Source organism: Pseudomonas sp. GW823-FHT02C05 (assembly GCF_058797595.1).
The window spans coordinates 127,249-144,363 of sequence record NZ_JBXAJU010000002.1 but is presented as its reverse complement, the minus strand read 5'-3'; the positions used below and the strand labels follow the sequence as shown (position 1 = coordinate 144,363).

13 protein-coding genes, 2 tRNA genes and 1 pseudogene are annotated in these 17,115 nt (G+C 59.9%); 1 reads left to right on the top strand and 15 read right to left on the bottom strand.

The annotated features are described in order from the left end of the window. Positions 1-18: 18 nt before the first annotated feature. The 4 genes and pseudogenes from AC1RGE_RS11625 to AC1RGE_RS11610 form a co-directional block, all read right to left on the bottom strand. A pseudogene (locus AC1RGE_RS11625) lies at positions 19-222 on the bottom strand (HAMP domain-containing protein); the annotation flags it as partial. Between the two features lie 1,231 nt (positions 223-1,453). Further along, positions 1,454-2,290, bottom strand: a complete 837-nt coding sequence (gene ampE, locus AC1RGE_RS11620; protein ID WP_492584332.1) for a regulatory signaling modulator protein AmpE — start codon at positions 2,288-2,290, stop codon at positions 1,454-1,456. Then, on the bottom strand, positions 2,287-2,847 hold the full coding sequence (gene ampD / locus AC1RGE_RS11615; RefSeq protein ID WP_492584330.1) for a 1,6-anhydro-N-acetylmuramyl-L-alanine amidase AmpD: 561 nt from the start codon (positions 2,845-2,847) through the stop codon (positions 2,287-2,289). The genes ampE and ampD overlap by 4 nt, the downstream gene beginning before the upstream one ends. A 63-nt stretch (positions 2,848-2,910) precedes the next feature. Beyond that, positions 2,911-5,139 (bottom strand): DUF1631 domain-containing protein, encoded by a 2,229-nt coding sequence (locus AC1RGE_RS11610; RefSeq protein WP_019095646.1) that lies wholly within the window; start codon positions 5,137-5,139, stop codon positions 2,911-2,913. 363 nt (positions 5,140-5,502) lie between these two features. On the opposite strand from AC1RGE_RS11610, the gene nadC reads away from it, so the two are divergent. Further along, positions 5,503-6,351, top strand: a complete 849-nt coding sequence (gene nadC, locus AC1RGE_RS11605; protein WP_015634124.1) for a carboxylating nicotinate-nucleotide diphosphorylase — start codon at positions 5,503-5,505, stop codon at positions 6,349-6,351. A 40-nt stretch (positions 6,352-6,391) separates the two neighbouring features. On the opposite strand, the gene AC1RGE_RS11600 is transcribed toward nadC, so the two are convergent. The 11 genes from AC1RGE_RS11600 to AC1RGE_RS11550 all read right to left on the bottom strand — a co-directional run bounded on the left by AC1RGE_RS11600 (position 6,392) and on the right by AC1RGE_RS11550 (position 17,069). Next, a complete protein-coding gene (locus tag AC1RGE_RS11600; protein WP_015634123.1) occupies positions 6,392-6,688 on the bottom strand; it encodes a DUF6388 family protein in 297 nt (98 codons plus the stop codon). 321 nt (positions 6,689-7,009) lie between these two features. Further along, positions 7,010-7,540 (bottom strand): hypothetical protein, encoded by a 531-nt coding sequence (locus AC1RGE_RS11595; protein ID WP_492584328.1) that lies wholly within the window; start codon positions 7,538-7,540, stop codon positions 7,010-7,012. Between the two features lie 425 nt (positions 7,541-7,965). After that, positions 7,966-8,041: transfer RNA gene (locus AC1RGE_RS11590), tRNA-Thr, on the bottom strand. A gap of 119 nt (positions 8,042-8,160) precedes the next feature. Next, a complete protein-coding gene (gene pnp / locus AC1RGE_RS11585; protein WP_015634122.1) occupies positions 8,161-10,266 on the bottom strand; it encodes a polyribonucleotide nucleotidyltransferase in 2,106 nt (701 codons plus the stop codon). A 197-nt stretch (positions 10,267-10,463) separates the two neighbouring features. Next, positions 10,464-10,733: a 30S ribosomal protein S15 gene (rpsO, locus tag AC1RGE_RS11580; RefSeq protein WP_011059205.1), complete on the bottom strand. Its 270-nt coding sequence runs from the start codon at positions 10,731-10,733 to the stop codon at positions 10,464-10,466. A gap of 115 nt (positions 10,734-10,848) precedes the next feature. Beyond that, the gene (gene truB, locus AC1RGE_RS11575) at positions 10,849-11,766 is read right to left on the bottom strand and encodes a tRNA pseudouridine(55) synthase TruB (RefSeq protein ID WP_011059204.1); all 918 of its coding nucleotides are present in this window, start codon (positions 11,764-11,766) and stop codon (positions 10,849-10,851) included. 3 nt (positions 11,767-11,769) lie between these two features. Beyond that, positions 11,770-12,171 (bottom strand): 30S ribosome-binding factor RbfA, encoded by a 402-nt coding sequence (gene rbfA, locus AC1RGE_RS11570; RefSeq protein WP_011059203.1) that lies wholly within the window; start codon positions 12,169-12,171, stop codon positions 11,770-11,772. A gap of 159 nt (positions 12,172-12,330) precedes the next feature. Continuing rightward, positions 12,331-14,847, bottom strand: a complete 2,517-nt coding sequence (infB, locus tag AC1RGE_RS11565) for a translation initiation factor IF-2 (RefSeq protein ID WP_011059202.1) — start codon at positions 14,845-14,847, stop codon at positions 12,331-12,333. A 27-nt stretch (positions 14,848-14,874) separates the two neighbouring features. After that, positions 14,875-16,356, bottom strand: a complete 1,482-nt coding sequence (gene nusA, locus AC1RGE_RS11560; protein WP_011059201.1) for a transcription termination factor NusA — start codon at positions 16,354-16,356, stop codon at positions 14,875-14,877. A gap of 47 nt (positions 16,357-16,403) precedes the next feature. Further along, positions 16,404-16,862, bottom strand: a complete 459-nt coding sequence (gene rimP, locus AC1RGE_RS11555) for a ribosome maturation factor RimP (RefSeq protein WP_041120545.1) — start codon at positions 16,860-16,862, stop codon at positions 16,404-16,406. A gap of 130 nt (positions 16,863-16,992) precedes the next feature. Continuing rightward, positions 16,993-17,069 (bottom strand) — tRNA-Met (locus tag AC1RGE_RS11550). Between the last annotated feature and the right edge of the window lie 46 nt (positions 17,070-17,115).

Sequence of the window (17,115 nt, the reverse complement as noted above, 5' to 3'; positions counted from 1 at the left end):
CAGGTCGTGGATTTTCAGCACGGTGCCGTTGAACACACTGCCCAGTTCCCCCAGTTCGTCGCGGCTGTGGGCGGTGAAGCTGACGGTCATGTCCCCCGCCGCTACCTTGTCCATCATCACCCCCAGGCGCCGCAGAGTGGTGCGGGTGGAAGCGTAGAAACCGCCGTACAGGTAGACGATGGAGAGAAACACCAGGGCCAGGGCCGCCACCAGCAGCACCATGTGGCGACGATTCTGCTCCAGGCGCTTTTGCAACTCGACATCCAGGAATTTCAAGGTGCCTTCATTGAGCTGGTAAGTCTGCGCCATCAGCCCGCTGACCTGGTCGTAGAAGGCCTGCCAGGGCGCATCCAGGGTATCGGCCATCACCACCTGCTCCTCGAACAGCTCGCTGGCCTGCTTGAGGCTGCCCTTGCTGGTCGTGGCCAGCGTGTCGAGAGCATCGTGGGCAGCGCGGCTGGCCCCCAGGGCATCCTGCAACTTGAGCCCGTATTCGGCCTGGAGCTTTTCGATTTGCACCAGCAATTCGTCGAAACGCGTGCTGGACGAGGAATTGAGGAACCCCTGGCCCAGGGAGTAGGCGCCCATGGCCCGGCCTTCACCGAGGAGCTGGGTAACCTGCGGGGTGACGCTGGTGATCAGCTCGCTGAGCTGGCGAATGTCACCCTGGCCATCGCGACTCAGGCCCGACTGGCTGGCGATGATCTGGCTGAACAACTGCGCGCTGCCCAGCAACTTGCCGATCAGGCCGCTTTTGTTCAGCAGCGAGCTTTCCACTTGCTGGGTCTTGAAGGCGGCAATCAGTTCATCGCGCTTGGCGTTGAAGACTTCCACCTGCTGTGGGTCCGTGGTCACCGCCTGCAAGGCCTGCAGGCGTTCCAGCACGGATTTCTCCAGAGCCACGATCTTGCCTTCCAGGTCCCCTGCCTTGCCGGACTGACCGAGGCTGGCGTTGATCTGCACCAGGTTATTGAGGGTTTCCAGGTCTCGGCGCAGGGCCAGGCTGCTGCCCAGCAGGTCGAGGCTTTGCAGTTCGACCCGGGTGCCCTGGAATTCGCGGTAGGAGTCGCGCACCAGATAGAAGTTGGTCACCAGCATGGGTAGAAAGAACAGCACGCTGATCAGGCTGAACTTCATGCCGAAGCTCAGGCGGTTCATCAGCGCGACAGCGGGATAGAGCAAGCTCTTCACAAAGAAGTCTCCCTTTTCTTTTATTGTTATTGGCAGGCAGGCGAAGGCAGCAGATAGCCACTATTCGGCGCTCCGTCTGTATAGCTCAATTTCGTGGGAGGTTTTGTAACTTAAAGTTAACCGCCAGCGCGGCATCCAGGGGACAGCTCGCGGGCTGTAGCGAGGGAGCTTGCTGCCGATCGACGGCGCAGCCGTCGCACTCTCTGCGATGCGCTGCGCCAGAAAACCCTCGGTGGGCGGTTGGGGCCAGCCCTTGCTCACCTCAGGCCAGGACGGTCCACAGGGCAAAGCCGGCGTACCAGAGCACCGCCGCCCGCAACAACAGCTCCCAGATACGATCCAGGCTGTTGATACCTTCGGGCCCGACTTCCGGCGGCGGGATTTCCGCGGCCACCAGGCCGACCTTTTCCACCAACTGCGCGGCACCGATATGCCAGTTGAGCAACTCGTGGAGCATCACCCGGCCGACTGCGACAAAGTTGCCCACCAGGGCAAAACTCGCCGCCAGCAGGCGCACCGGCAACCAGTCGAAGGCATGTCGCAACTGCCCCGCGCGTTCGACCAGGGCGGGGTTCTTGCCATGTTCGGCGGCGAGAGCCAACAGGCGATAGCTCAGGGCCGCTACCGGCCCCAGCAGGAAGTACCAGAAGATCACCGCGAAGAAACTCTGGAAGGCCTGCCACAGCAGGTGGCCCTGCACTCGCTCCAGCAGTTGTTCGCCATTTTCGGCGCAGATGCCCAGGTCACGTTCTGCGACATGGGCTGCCGCTTGCAGATCCTCACGCCGCCAGGCGTCACGGAACGGGCCCAGTTCACCCAGCAGGTCGCCGCGACCCAGGGCGTAGATCACCACCAGCAGGTGCACCGGCAGCGCCAGCAAGCCATAGGCGATGGGCTCCAGCACCAGCAGCAACAGCCCGAGCAGCGCCACCGGCAGCAACACCATGACGATCAGCAGCCACCACGGATGCTCGGCCATACGCGGGCTCGACTCCAGACGCGCCAATTCCCCCAGCCACCAGCCATCACGCTGTACCCGCTGGCGCAGGGCCGAGAACTTCTCGATCCACACCGCCAACAGCAACACCAGAAAACTCATTGTCCTTCCCCCTTCTCCAAGGCGGCACGAAAGCGTGCCCAGTCGAATCCCGGGCCCGGGTCGGTCTTGCGCCCGGGCGCGATGTCGCTATGCCCGCAGATCCGTTGTGGCGTGATGTCGCTGAAGGCCCGGCGCAGCTGCCTGCTCAGGCTGATCAACGAGTGATATTGAGCATCGCTGAAAGGCTGATCATCGGTGCCTTCCAGTTCGATGCCCAGGGAAAAGTCGTTGCACGTCTCACGCCCCTGGAAACTCGAGACACCGGCATGCCAGGCCCGATCCAGGCAGGAAACGAATTGGGTGATGGCGCCGTCACGCTCGATCAGAAAATGCGCAGAGACACGCAGATCGGCGATCCCGGTAAAATAGGGATGCTCTGTGACATCAAGGCGATTCTGGAAGAATTCCTGCACCTTGCCGGTGCCGAACTGCCCCGGCGGCAGGCTGATGTTGTGAATCACCAGCAGGGAAATCTCGCCCGCCGGACGTTCATTGAAATTGGGTGACGGGCAATGCCGTACGCCATGACACCACCCCGTGGCAGGGTCCAGCCGCATACCGATTCCTTCAACTAAAGCCTTGGGTGGTCCAGTATGCCGCGTTATCCCCTCGGGTTGCGATCACTTGCCGTGATTGAGTCGCTGCAGGTTGCCGATCACCGATTCCAGGGCGCGGTCGAACAGCAGGGTGTCATCCAGGGCGCGCACTGCGCCGCGCTGGAACTCCAGGGCCAGGCCCATGCGCGTACGCTCCAGCACCTTCATGCCGGTGCGGTTGACGAACACGTATTTGGCCACCGGATGGGGAACAATCGCCGCCAGTTTGCAGCGCAGGGTGTTGTCCTCGTCCTCCAGGAATTCGACCCAGGCCCCAAGCCGCAGTTGGTCCACCCATTGCACGCTGGGGTCGTTGGCCGGCAACGCCAGCGGCGCGACTTCCAGCGGGCCCTCTTCAGCACTGGGCAGGACAATCTCTTCGGCCACCACGATCATGTGTGCAGGGTCTGCTTCCAGGACGGCACCCTGCAGTTGCGGGGCCTGAGCCTCGCGCTCGAATGCCTGCAAATGCAGGAGCTCCAGCTGGCTGAAGAACTCGCTGGTAGCGAAAGGATCGAAAGCCGCCGCGCTCAAACCATCGCGCAGGCCCTTGAGCAACCCCGGCACCAGCGCCAGCAAGCGCATGGCAGTATCCGGCTGTTCATGGCGCTGCACGCTCCAGATCAGCTCCAGCAGGGTCTGCTCCGCAGTTTGCCACTCTGGCGAGTCGTCGCCGTGCTTGAGGCAACTGAGCAGCATCACCTGGCTCCAGGCTTCGCGGACAAAATCCACCACCTTCTGCGGCAACACCTTGCCCAGCAGGGCGTCATTCAGGGCCTGCTCTACCCGGCGCCGGGCCAGCTCGGCCCTGGCCCGCCCTTCCTCGGCGTCACGGGTACGCTGCTCCAGCAACTCGGCGCGACGCCGCTCGTCGGCAGTGAAGGCCAGGAAGTCCGCCAGCAGCTCGGAGAAGATCGCCGGGTCATCGCTGAACTCGCTGAGCAGGCGTTGCACCACTTGCTCGATCCGCAGGTACAGACTGTCACGCTGGTGGTCATCGCAACCGCCCCAGCCCATGGCTGCAGCGGCGATCTCATTGAGCAGGCGCCGGGCCGGGTGATTGCCGCGGCTGAAGAAACTCTTGTCCAGCACCGCCACCTTGAGCATGGGAATCTGCAGGCGGCCAATCAGCGCCTTGAGCGAGTCGGGCAGGTTGCGGTCATCGAGAATGCATTCGAAGAGCATGGCGATCAGGTTGATCACGTCTTCATCGGCCACATCCACCACCCGGGATTTGCCGCTCTTGACGCTGACCCGGGTGAGCAATTGTTCCAACTGGTTGCGCAGGTCGAAATCGTCCTGGGCGCTGGGCGCCGGCACGTATTGCTGCAGGTGCGACAGCAGGCGCATGAGGTCGCGGGTGGAAATCGGCTGGGTTTCGGCGCTGGCCTCCAGGGTCGGCGCCACGCTGCCACGCACATGAAACAGCAGGGTCTGCAGGGCGGCGAAAACTTCCTGCACGCTCTCGTCGAGCTGCGACTGGCTGGATTTCGCCGTGCCCCCCTCGGTCGCTGCCGCACGGGCCTCGGCCTGGGCTCGATCGGCCGCCCGGCGGGCCGGAGCAGGCATCAGTTCCGGCAGGATCCCGGTGGCGATCAACAGTTGGTTGGCTTCGGCATAGAGTTGTTCGGCATCGCTGAGCACATAACGCTCGAACAACTTGAGGATGATCAGCTTGACCTTGATTTCCACCCCCAGGCTGCGCCCGGCCTGGAGGAAATACTCGCAGAGCAGCGCCGGCCCCAGGGGGTTGTCCCCATCCACCAGGCGCCGTCCCAGCAGCACACTCAGGCGCTCCGTCAACTGCCCCAGGGCGAAGCCATCACGGTTGAGCACCTTGGCCACCATGGCATCCACCGCGACGGTCTTTTCCAGGTCATCGTGGGACGGATCCAGTGATGGGTCGTAGACCACGGCATGGGGAATGGCCAGGGCCGGGTCATACTGCACCAGGCAGGCAAAAGCCTGGAAGAACGCCTCCAAGAAACCGCGCTCGATGCTCTTGCGCTTCAGCCGCAGGTCGCGCATGGCTTCGAAGAGGGTGTTTTGCTCGACGTTGTTGCGGGCCCGATCGGCCATTTCGAACAGGGTGTCATCAGCGTTATCGAACAGTTCCTGCAAGCCGTGGCGCAATTGCTGGGCGGCCTTGTCTCGGACCTGAAGCAGAATCACAGGCAGGCGGGCAAGCGGCGAAGCGGTCGCCTGATCTGTAGCGGCCTTGTGCAAAGGCACTACATTCCCGTCGTTGTGCATCCAAGCCTCCTGGAAAGGTGTTTCTTCGGTTCGAGATCAAGATTCAGTCAAGCCGACGACGCTCACAGCCGGCTCTCAGCGGAGGCGCATGCACTCCACTGCACTTCATTTAGGGGGAAGCCAAAGACACGTCAAAGCTATGACGTCAATTACAAGTCATATTATCTTGTAAAAGTCCCCTCTTGCGCCAGCAGACTCTGTGGCCTCCTCCGAAATAACCCCTAGCGACTCAAGAAAAGTCACTCCTATTCATCAGACAAAGCCATCCAGGACAGGTTCGCCAATGCCTTGCAGGCATTTGCCACCTTGGGTTCGCTGATCCCCTGGCCCTATAATCGGCGCACTTTGTTTGTGGAGCCCGTTATGCCGAATCTACGCCTCGCCGACCTGACCGCCGAAATCGAAGCCAACGTGCGCCGTGCGTTGCTGGAAGACATCGGCAGCGGCGACATCACCGCGCAACTGATCCCGGCCGAACGTCTGGCCAAGGCCACCATCATTACCCGCGAAGCCGCAGTAGTCGCCGGCACCGCCTGGGTCGATGCGGTCTTTCGCCAGCTGGACCCGCGGGTCGCTGTGCACTGGCAAGTGGCCGACGGTGAGCGGGTGGTGCCCAACCAGGTGCTTTTCCACCTCGAAGGCCCAGCCCGCTCGCTGCTCACCGGCGAGCGTAGTGCCCTGAACTTTCTGCAACTGCTGTCCGGCGTGGCCACCCGCGCGCGGTACCTGGCGGACTTTGTCGCCGATACCCAGGTCAAGCTGCTGGATACCCGCAAGACCCTGCCGGGGCTGCGCCTGGCACAGAAGTACGCGGTCACCTGCGGCGGTTGCCACAACCACCGCATCGGCCTGTATGACGCCTTCCTGATCAAGGAAAACCATATCGCTGCCTGCGGCGGTATCGCCCAGGCCATCAGCGCCGCCCACAGGATCGCCCCGGGCAAGCCGGTGGAAGTGGAAGTGGAAAGCCTGGAGGAACTGAAGGAGGCCCTGGCCGCCGGGGCCGACATCATCATGCTCGACGAACTGAGCCTGGACGACATGCGCGAGGCCGTGCGCCTGAACGCCGGCAAGGCCAAGCTGGAAGCCAGTGGCGGGATCAACGAAAGCACCCTGCGCCCGATCGCCGAGACCGGGGTGGATTACATTTCCATCGGTGCCATGACCAAGGACGTGAAAGCGCTGGACCTGTCCATGCGCTTGAGCCTCTGAGCCATGAAAAACGCCAGCCTGGTTCAGGCTGGCGTCGTGCTCAACCGTCGATCTCGTTGAGCTGCAGATAGTCCTCCAGGTCCATGCCCAGCGCTTCAGCAACTTCCTGATGCACCTCCAGGCGCATGGCCTTCAGTTCCTCCGGTGTTTCTGCCACCAGATCGAGCACCAGTTCCCATGGCTCTATGCCGCGGGATTCCGCCTCGTCCTCGAACGCCCATTGCGCCTGCTGCTTCTGCTCTTCCGGGCTCAGGGCGCTGATTTCCTCTTGCAAGGAAGGCGTGGCAGCCAGGTACCTTTCAAGCGCTACGTCGATTCTTGCCTCTTTAGGAATCATCTCGTTCTCTCTGATCGTGGGAATGGAAGATGGATCTGGATCGTTGGGATCTCTCTGCCGCAAAAAACCGTTGTGAACTTCGATTTATCTGGCCTTCAGAACCATTCTGGATCATCTGAAAACAGCATGCTGGTACTCAGACAGGGACCGAATATAGGACCTTTGGTCCACGATTTATATGACCTGATGCACCCATTGGAGAAAAACTCCGGGTTTTCCAAGCCATCGGCAGACGCCAGCCCGGCAGACCCCTCAGAGAACGAGATTTCGCAAATGCAGCCGCAGCGATATTTCATGCCGGTGTTTCACCAGGTTACGGAGCTAGGACCCCACAGCCGTAGCTGTTCCTTTTCTCAAGCAAGCTCCTGTCTGCCCGACATCGATAAGCCTTCTTAGATTATCGAGAATATCGAACTCCTTTACTTCTCCATCCTTGGCTATGAGGATCCCGGCTCTAGTCAGCCATAGATACCCTTCCTTGCTTTGATTAGGGATGACAGTAACTACGAAATTCAATCTCGGACTCTCTGGACGACTCTCCGGCACCTTGGTCTCAGTGAAATTGAAAGTCAGTTCATTATCATCGCCTGGTGAAACGCTTTGCGCGCTGACAACAGGCAGCCGAGCCCTTGAAGCAGCAGGAAACTCAGCGGAATACAACACACTTCCACCCTGTACCTGCTTGGTTATTCTTAAGAAATATTGCTCCAGGTCTTTGGTATTCGTTGGCGTCGTGCAGTCTTCGCCTTCAGCGGCAAAATATTCCCCCTCAAACTCATAAGAGGGTCCTTTCTCACAGGCTGCAAGGGACAGCGACACTACGCCGGCCAAAGCCAACTTCCACTTCTTCACACCGGTCACTCCATGATTTGCGGGCGTCATTATGCGCAATGCCCCTGGCTGCTACCACCCGGTTCATGACCCGCACAGGTGTGAGCAACTGGGCACTAACCTCGTCCAGACACAAAAACACCGAAACCAGATAACCCCGAGCAAACCGCTTAAAACTCGGTACAGGATGCTGAGTACAGGCGCGGAAAGTCTTCGTTGATACAAGTCTCTCTGGCTGCTAAATCCGCATAAACAATGAGGCGCACGCCCACAAACAACTATAGGAGCGCTCAATTGAATAGCACCGGGAACCTCTGAAACTTCCAGGGCACACTTTTGCGGGTGCCTCGTAGTTTCCTGCCTTTCAAGGGTGCTCATTCAAAGCCTGGCGAACTTTGTTGGGAGGGTGGGTTTAGACAGCCATAAACTGCTCTCAACCCGAAATGTGGTGCCGGAGACAGGAATCGAACCTGCGACCTTCGCGTTACGAGTGCGCTGCTCTACCGACTGAGCTACACCGGCGTGGGCTAAAACCTAGCACCAGCGTCCCGGGCCGGCAACCGAGCGGCTTTTATCGCAGATAGCAAAACGCCCCGAACCAGTCGGGGCATCTGCTTGTTCAGCGTAAGGCTAAAGGGTGATTAAACGCCCGAAGCCTTGGCTGCTGCCACGTCTTTGATGGACAGCTTGATACGGCCGCGGTTGTCCACGTCCAGTACCAGCACTTCCACTTCCTGGCCTTCTTTCAGGATGTCGGTGACTTTCTCAACGCGAGCGTCGCTCAGCATGGAGATGTGCACCAGACCGTCCTTGCCCGGCAGGATGTTGACGAAGGCACCGAAGTCAACGATGCGCTCAACCTTGCCGACGTAGATCTTGCCGATCTCGGCTTCCGCGGTGATGCCCAGAACGCGCTGACGCGCGGCCTCTGCAGCTTCCTTGGTTTCGCCGAAGATCTTGATCGAGCCGTCGTCCTCGATGTCGATCGAAGCTTTGGTTTCTTCACAGATCGCGCGGATGGTGGCGCCGCCTTTACCGATGACGTCACGGATCTTGTCGGTGTCGATCTTCATCGCGATCATGGTCGGAGCGTTGGCCGACAGCTCGGTACGGGACTGACCGATGATCTGGTTCATCTGACCGAGGATGTTCAGGCGAGCTTCCAGGGCCTGGCCCAGGGCGATCTCCATGATCTCTTCGGTGATGCCCTTGATCTTGATGTCCATCTGCAGCGCGGTGACGCCTTTGGCGGTACCGGCTACCTTGAAGTCCATGTCGCCCAGGTGGTCTTCGTCACCCAGGATGTCGGTCAGGACTGCGAACTTCTCGCCTTCCTTGACCAGGCCCATGGCGATACCGGCAACCGGCGCCTTCATTGGTACACCAGCGTCCATCAGCGCCAGGGAAGCACCGCACACGGAAGCCATGGAGCTGGAACCGTTGGACTCGGTGATTTCCGATACTACGCGGATGGTGTAAGGGAACACGTCGGCGGCTGGCAGCATGGCCTGGACCGAACGACGGGCCAGACGGCCGTGACCGATTTCACGACGACCAGCGCCGCCCATGCGACCACACTCGCCCACCGAGAACGGAGGGAAGTTGTAGTGCAGCATGAAGGGGTCTTTCTTCTCGCCTTCCAGGGTGTCCAGCAGCTGTGCGTCACGGGCAGTACCCAGGGTCGCAACCACCAGGGCCTGGGTTTCGCCACGGGTGAACAGGGCCGAACCGTGAGTCTTGGGCAGTACGCCGACTTCAATGTTCAGCGGACGTACAGTGCGAGTGTCGCGGCCGTCGATACGTGGCTTGCCGTTGACGATGTTTTCGCGAACGGTGCGGTATTCGATCTCGCCGAAAGCGGCTTTGACGTCGGACGCCGAAGGCTGGCCTTCTTCACCGGAGAGCTTGGCGACGACCTGGTCTTTCAGCTCGCCCAGGCGAGCGTAACGGTCGGCCTTGACGGTGATGGTGTAAGCCTGGGAGATGGCTTCGCCGAACTCGGCACGGATAGCGCCCAGCAGTTCGGTGGCTTCTGGGGCAGCAGCCCAGTCCCAGGTAGGTTTGGCAGCTTCGGCGGCCAGCTCTTTGACAGCCTTGATCACCGACTGGAATTCGTCGTGGGCGAACAGTACAGCGCCCAGCATCTGGTCTTCGGTCAGCTCTTTGGCTTCCGATTCAACCATCAGTACGGCTTCTTCGGTACCGGCCACGACCATGTCCAGGCTCGAAGCAGCCAGTTGCTCGTAGGTCGGGTTCAGCAGGTAACCGGTGCTTTCGTGGAATGCCACGCGAGCGGCGCCGATCGGGCCGTCGAAAGGAATGCCGGAGATCGCCAGGGCAGCCGAGGTACCGATCATCGCAGCGATGTCCGGATCGGTCTTCTTGCTGGTGGAAACCACGGTGCAGACTACCTGCACTTCGTTCATGAAGCCTTCTGGGAACAGAGGGCGGATCGGACGGTCGATCAGACGCGAGGTCAGGGTTTCTTTCTCGGAAGGACGGCCTTCGCGCTTGAAGAAACCGCCAGGGATCTTACCGGCAGCGTAAGTCTTTTCCTGGTAGTGAACAGACAGAGGGAAGAAGCCCTTGCCTGGATCGGCTTGCTTGGCGCCAACCACGGTCACCAATACGCTGACGTCGTCGTCAACGGTGACCAATACTGCGCCGGAGGCCTGACGGGCGATACGGCCAGTCTCGAGGGTTACGGTCGACTGACCGAACTGGAATTTTTTGATTACCGGGTTCACGGTGTCCTACCTTCTTTGTGGCTCTTGGGGAAACTTGATTCTTGCGAAATTCTTGGGCAATGCGGGGAATCGGCCCAGCCTTTATTGTCCAGGTAAAACAGTGCAGCAGATAAAACTTGAGGCTGGAAGCCTGCCATACGCCGGCGGAAAAACCGCTGACGCATGGCAAACAACCAACCTCATAGCGCAATCGCTGATTAGCGACGCAGACCCAGACGACCGATCAGGGTGCTGTAACGGCTCAGGTCCTTGCCTTTCAGGTAGTCCAGCAGCTTACGACGCTGGTTTACCATGCGGATCAGGCCACGACGGGAGTGGTGGTCTTTACCGTTGGCTTTGAAGTGACCTTGCAGTTTGTTGATGTTGGCGGTCAGCAGTGCAACTTGCACTTCTGGCGAACCAGTGTCACCAACAGCTTGCTGGTAGTCGGTTACGATCTGAGCTTTTTCTTCAACGCTGAGTGCCATGTGGGCAATCCTTATATCAGGAAACTGTTCAAGAACAGTTTCAACAGGCCAGGGACAAATCCCTGTATCTATAAATGAGTAGTGACCGTGCCTGTTAACAGCCACCCTCGTCCGGTCATTCTGACCGAATCAGTCGACGCGGCGCGATGCGCCCATCTTCGCTCACTTCACCGATACCGATGAAGCGACCGTTGTGATCCTGTACCCGCACCATGCCGAACTTCGGTGCATCCGGGGCACGTACCGGCTGGCCGTTGAGCCAGTAGAACGCGCTGTGCTCCGAGAACTGCAGCAGCGGCCAATCCAGCAGACCGCTGTCCGATGGCATCAGGAAGCGGTCTACCGCTTCGTTGCCGCCTTCGGCGTGCACTGCTTCAAGCTCTTCCAGGGTGACCGTCTGCGCCAGGCTGAAAGGTCCGGCCTGGGTCCGTCGCAGTTCTGCAACGTAGGCACCACAGCCGAGCTTTTCACCGATATCTTCCACCAGGGTGCGGATATAGGTGCCTTTGCTGCAGTCCACCGCCAGGCGAGCAGTGTCACCTTCGAAGGCGAGCAATTCCAAGCGCGCAATAGTAACAGAACGCGGTTCGCGCTCCACCACTTCCCCTGCACGAGCCAGTTTGTAGAGTGGCTGGCCATCGCGCTTGAGGGCCGAGTACATCGGCGGTATCTGCTTGATTTCGCCACGAAATTCCGGCAATACCGCCTCGATATCGGCACGACCAACGGTCACTTCGCGGGTCTGCAAAACTTCGCCTTCAGCGTCCGCGGTGGTGGTGGTCTTGCCCAACTGAGCCAGGGTTTCGTAACCCTTGTCGGAATCGAGCAAGTATTGCGAGAACTTGGTGGCCTCGCCAAAGCACAGCGGCAAAACGCCGGTGGCCAGGGGGTCGAGGCTACCGGTGTGGCCGGCCTTCTCGGCGTTGAGCAGCCAACGGACCTTCTGCAGCGCCGCGTTGGAGGTGAAGCCCAACGGCTTGTCCAGGAGGATGATGCCGCTGACGTTACGACGGATACGCTTGACCTGAGCCACCGCTTACTCCTTGGCGTCTTCAGGGGCAGGCGCGTCGCCATGCTGGCTGTCTTCAGCCACGGCACGCTCGATCAGGGCCGACAGGTGCGCCCCGCGGGCGACGCTCTCGTCGTAATGGAAGTGCAGTTGCGGCACGCTACGCAGCTTCATTTCCTTGGCCAATTGCATGCGCAGGAAACCTGCCGCCGAGTTCAGCACCTTGATGCTCTGGGCAATTTGTTCGGCGTTTTCCTGGCCCATCACGGTGATGAAGATCTTCGCGTGGCCGACGTCGCGGCTGACTTCCACGGCGGTGATGGTCACCAGGCCGACGCGTGGATCCTTGACTTCACGACGGATCAGTTGCGCCAGTTCGCGCTGCATCTGATCACCGATACGTTGGGTACGGCTGTATTCTTTTGCCATGTCTTGTTACCTGTTACTGCCTCACGGTGAAACCCGTGTGGTCTGAAAGCGGCAAACGCCCGGCCTGGCAGAAGCCAGACCGGGCGTTGCGTTTAGAGGCCGCCGAGGGCGCCGTGCATTTGCATGCGAGCGGCCATCAGGGCTCTTGAAGTGCGCGAGTTAGAGGCTGCGAGCAACCTGGACCTTCTCGAAGACTTCGATCTTGTCGCCGACTTTGACGTCGTTGTAGCTCTTCACGCCGATACCGCATTCCATGCCGGCACGTACTTCAGAGGCGTCATCCTTGAAGCGGCGCAGGGATTCCAGCTCGCCTTCGAAGATAACGATGTCTTCACGCAGTACGCGGATTGGACGGTTACGGTGCACGACACCTTCGATGACCATGCAACCGGCGATCGCGCCAAACTTCGGCGAGCGGAACACGTCGCGAACTTCGGCAACACCCAGGATGTTCTCCCGAACGTCGCTGCCCAGCATACCGGTCAGGGCTTTCTTGACGTCTTCGATGATGTCGTAGATCACGTTGTAGTAACGCATATCCAGACCTTCCTGCTCGACGATCTTCCGTGCGCCGGCATCGGCACGCACGTTGAAGCCGAACAGTACAGCGTTGGAGGCCAGTGCCAGGTTGGCGTCGCTTTCGGTGATACCACCGACGCCGCCACCCACTACGCGCACTTGCACTTCGTCGTTGCCCAGGCCGTTCAGAGCGCCTTGCAGAGCTTCCAGCGAACCACGGACGTCGGATTTGAGGACGATGTTGAGCGTCTTCTTCTCTTCCTGACCCATGCTTTCGAAGATGTTTTCCAGCTTGCCGGCGTGAGCACGGGCCAGCTTGACCTCGCGGAACTTGCCTTGGCGGAACAGCGCCACTTCACGGGCTTTCTTCTCGTCGGCAACCACGCTCATCTCGTCGCCAGCGTCCGGAGTACCGTCCAGGCCGAGGATCTCGACCGGAATGGAAGGACCGGCTTCCTTGATTGGCTTGCCGTTCTCGTCGAGCATGGCGCGCACGCGGCCATAGTTCGAGCCGACCAGCACCATGTCGCCTTGACGCAGCGTACCGTCCTGAACCAGCACGGTAGCTACCGGGCCGCGGCCCTTGTCGAGGCGGGACTCGACCACGACACCACGGCCCGGGGCCGAAGGAGTCGCCTTGAGTTCCAGGACTTCGGCCTGCAGCAGAACAGCTTCCAGCAGGTCGTCGACGCCAGTACCCATTTTCGCGGAGACCGGTACGAATGGAGTATCACCACCCCAGTCTTCCGACGTCACGCCGTGAACCGAAAGCTCACTGCGGATACGGTCCAGGTCGGCGCCCGGCTTGTCGATCTTGTTCACCGCAACCACCAGCGGAACGCCGGCAGCTTGTGCGTGCTGAACGGCTTCAACGGTCTGCGGCATCACGCCGTCGTCCGCTGCAACCACCAGGATCACGATGTCGGTGGCCTTGGCACCACGGGCACGCATGGCGGTAAACGCGGCGTGACCTGGGGTGTCGAGGAAGGTGACCATGCCGCGCTCGGTTTCTACGTGGTAGGCACCGATGTGCTGGGTGATGCCGCCGGCCTCGCCCGCGGCCACTTTGGCGCGACGGATGTAGTCCAGCAACGAGGTCTTACCGTGGTCAACGTGGCCCATTACGGTCACGACCGGCGCACGGGCAACCGCTTCACCTTCGAACTTCAGGGACTCGGCCAGGGAATCTTCCAGGGCGGTGTCGCTGACCAGGGTCACTTTGTGGCCCAGTTCTTCAGCAACCAGCTGGGCAGTTTCCTGGTCCAGAACCTGGTTGATGGTGGCTGGAGTACCCAGCTTGAACATGAACTTGATGACTTCGGCAGCCTTGACCGACATCTGCTGGGCCAGTTCGCCCACAGTGATGGTCTCGCCGATCTGCACGTCACGTACCACTGGCCCGGTTGGGCTCTGGAAACCGTGAGCATTGCGCTTCTTCAGCTTGGCCTTGCCGCGACCACCACGACGGAAGCCATCGCTTTCTTCGTCGGTGGTACGTGGGGCAACGCGCGGAGCTGGCGCCTTTTCCTTGACCGAAGCACGATGCGGAGCATTTTTGCGCTCGCCATCGCCACCACGACGGTTGTCGTCGTTGCGGGTCTTGTCCGGACGGCGCTGTTCGTCTTTCTTGCGCGCGTCAGCTGCTGGAGCCGCAGTGGCCACCGGAGCTTCCTGCACAGGCTCGACTACAGGCGCTGGAGCAGGAGCTGCTGCTTGCGCAGCCACCGGCTCGGCAACCGGAGCAGGCTGGCGACGCGCTTCTTCTTCGGCGCGACGCTTGGCTTCTTCTTCAGCCTTCTGACGAGCAGCATTTTCTACTGCGCGACGTTCTTCCAGTTCACGTTGACGCTCGGCTTCGATTTCTTCCGGGCTGCGCTGTACGAAGACTTTCTTCTTGCGCACTTCAACGCTGATGCTCTTGCTCCCAGCAACCCGCAGGGTGCTGGTGGTCTTGCGCTGCAAAGTGATTTTGCGTGGTTCTTCCACTTTCGCCTTGTGGCTGCTTTTCAGGTGAGTCAGCAACGACTGCTTCTCACTGTCGCTCACATGTTCCTCGGCGGCGGTGTGCGGCAGACCTGCCTCACGCATCTGCTGCAGCAGGCGCTCTACCGGTGTTTTGACCTCATCGGCCAGTTGTTTCACCGTGACTTGCGTCATGCACTTCTCTCCTCAGGCCGCGCCTAATTACTCGAACCAGTGGGCTCGGGCGGCCATGATCAACTTGCCGGCACGATCATCGTCAATGCCGTCGATGTCGAGCAGGTCGTCAATAGACTGCTCGGCCAGGTCTTCGCGGGTAATTACGCCGCGCACCGCCAGTTCCATCGCCAAATCCTTGTCCATACCCTCAAGCGAGAGCAGGTCTTCGGCCGGATGGGCGTCTGCCAGCTTTTCCTCAGTAGCGATGGCTTTAGTCAACAAGCGATCCTTGGCCCGAGCGCGAAGCTCGTTGACGATGTCTTCGTCAAAGCCGTCGATGTTGAGCATTTCTTCCAGCGGTACGTAGGCAATCTCTTCCAGGCTGGTGAAGCCTTCATCAACCAGAACCTGTGCCAGTTCTTCATCGACTTCCAGCTCGTCGATGAAATTGCGCAGGATGTCGCCGGTTTCTGCTTGCTGCTTGGCCTGGATGTCCGATTCGGTCATCACGTTCAGGGTCCAGCCAGTCAGTTGGCTGGCCAGACGCACGTTCTGACCACCACGACCGATGGCTTGAGCCAGATTGTCTGCGCCAACGGCGATGTCCATGGCATGGGCATCTTCGTCGACGATAATTGCCGCGACTTCGGCCGGCGACATGGCGTTAATCACGAACTGCGCCGGGTTCTCATCCCACAGGACGATATCCACACGCTCGCCACCCAACTCACCGGAAACGGCCTGGACGCGCGAACCGCGCATACCAATGCACGCGCCCTGCGGGTCGATGCGCTTGTCCTTGGAGCGAACTGCGATCTTGGCCCGCGAACCCGGATCACGGGAGGCGGCCATTACTTCGATCAGGCCTTCGGCAATTTCCGGCACCTCGATACGGAACAGCTCGATCAGCATTTCCGGCGCGGTACGCGACAGGATCAGCTGCGGGCCGCGGTTCTCGGTGCGGATTTCCTTGAGCAGCGCGCGCAGGCGCACGCCAACCCGGAAAGTCTCACGGGAGATGATGTCTTCACGGGCCAGCAACGCCTCGGCGTTGTTACCCAGGTCGACGATCACGTTGTCACGTGTCACTTTTTTCACGGTGCCGGAGATGATTTCCCCCAGGCGCTCGCGATAGGCATCAACTACCTGTGCACGCTCGGCTTCGCGAACCTTCTGCACGATGACCTGCTTGGCGGTCTGGGCAGCGATGCGGCCGAACTCGATGGATTCGATCTTTTCTTCGATCACATCACCGACTTTGGCGTCGGGATGGGTTTCGCGAGCCTTGCTCAACCAGGTCTCGACCGCTGGATCATCCAGGTCGGCTTCTTCGACCACCGTCCAGCGACGGAAAGTTTCGTAGGAACCGGTGTGGCGATTGATTTCCACACGCAGGTCTACTTCGTCCTCAAAACGCTTCTTGGTAGCAGTGGCCAGGGCCAGCTCCAGCGCTTCAAAAATTACGCTTGCCGGTACACCCTTTTCATTGGATACCGACTCAACAACCAGCAGTACTTCTTTGCTCATCGTACGCCTCGCCTTTCGCAAGCCATTGGATCCGCGGGATCCGCGTCTCAGTCAAAACTGGGAATTATGTTGGCCTTGTCGATCATATCGATCGGCAACAGGAACTCATGGTCATCCACTTGCACCACGACATCCTGTTCCTCCACCCCGCGGAGAAGGCCCTGAAAATTACGCCGACCTTCGAAGGGCGAGCGCAGCTTGATCTTCACTTGCTCACCGACATACTTGGCAAACTGTTCAAGAGTGAACAGTGGGCGTTCCATGCCAGGAGAGGAAACTTCAAGGGTGTATTCAACGGAGATCGGATCTTCTACGTCGAGAACACCACTGATCTGACGGCTGACGATGGCGCAATCGTCCACCAGCACGCCGCCTTCTTTATCGATATAAACGCGCAACAATGAGTGGCGACCCTGAGCCGAAAACTCAATACCCCAGCATTCATAGCCAAGGGCCACGACCACCGGGGCCAACAAGGCCTGCAACTGTTCTAGCTTGCTCGACACCTGAACCCCCTCGTGCATGCTTGTGCAAATAAAAAATGGGCGAAGCGCCCATCCCGGAAACGCCGTTGAATAGCGGCGTTGTAAAGTGTCCAGCTAACAAAAAGCCCCTGAAAAGGGGCTCCGCTAAAACTGGTTGCGGGGGCCGGATTTGAACCGACGACCTTCGGGTTATGAGCCCGACGAGCTACCAGACTGCTCCACCCCGCGACAAAGCTGGGGCGGAAGTATACGACTGATCCCTTTTTGGGTCAAT

Bases quoted from the DNA above. Each gene is read 5' to 3' on its own strand.
- ampE (WP_492584332.1), bottom strand. From the start codon at position 2,290: ATGAGTTTTCTGGTGTTGCTGTTGGCGGTGTGGATCGAGAAGTTCTCG.
- ampD (WP_492584330.1), bottom strand. From the start codon at position 2,847: ATGCGGCTGGACCCTGCCACGGGGTGGTGTCATGGCGTACGGCATTGC.
- AC1RGE_RS11610 (WP_019095646.1), bottom strand. From the start codon at position 5,139: ATGCACAACGACGGGAATGTAGTGCCTTTGCACAAGGCCGCTACAGAT.
- nadC (WP_015634124.1), top strand. From the start codon at position 5,503: ATGCCGAATCTACGCCTCGCCGACCTGACCGCCGAAATCGAAGCCAAC.
- AC1RGE_RS11600 (WP_015634123.1), bottom strand. From the start codon at position 6,688: ATGATTCCTAAAGAGGCAAGAATCGACGTAGCGCTTGAAAGGTACCTG.
- rpsO (WP_011059205.1), bottom strand. From the start codon at position 10,733: ATGGCACTCAGCGTTGAAGAAAAAGCTCAGATCGTAACCGACTACCAG.
- rbfA (WP_011059203.1), bottom strand. From the start codon at position 12,171: ATGGCAAAAGAATACAGCCGTACCCAACGTATCGGTGATCAGATGCAG.
- infB (WP_011059202.1), bottom strand. From the start codon at position 14,847: ATGACGCAAGTCACGGTGAAACAACTGGCCGATGAGGTCAAAACACCG.
- nusA (WP_011059201.1), bottom strand. From the start codon at position 16,356: ATGAGCAAAGAAGTACTGCTGGTTGTTGAGTCGGTATCCAATGAAAAG.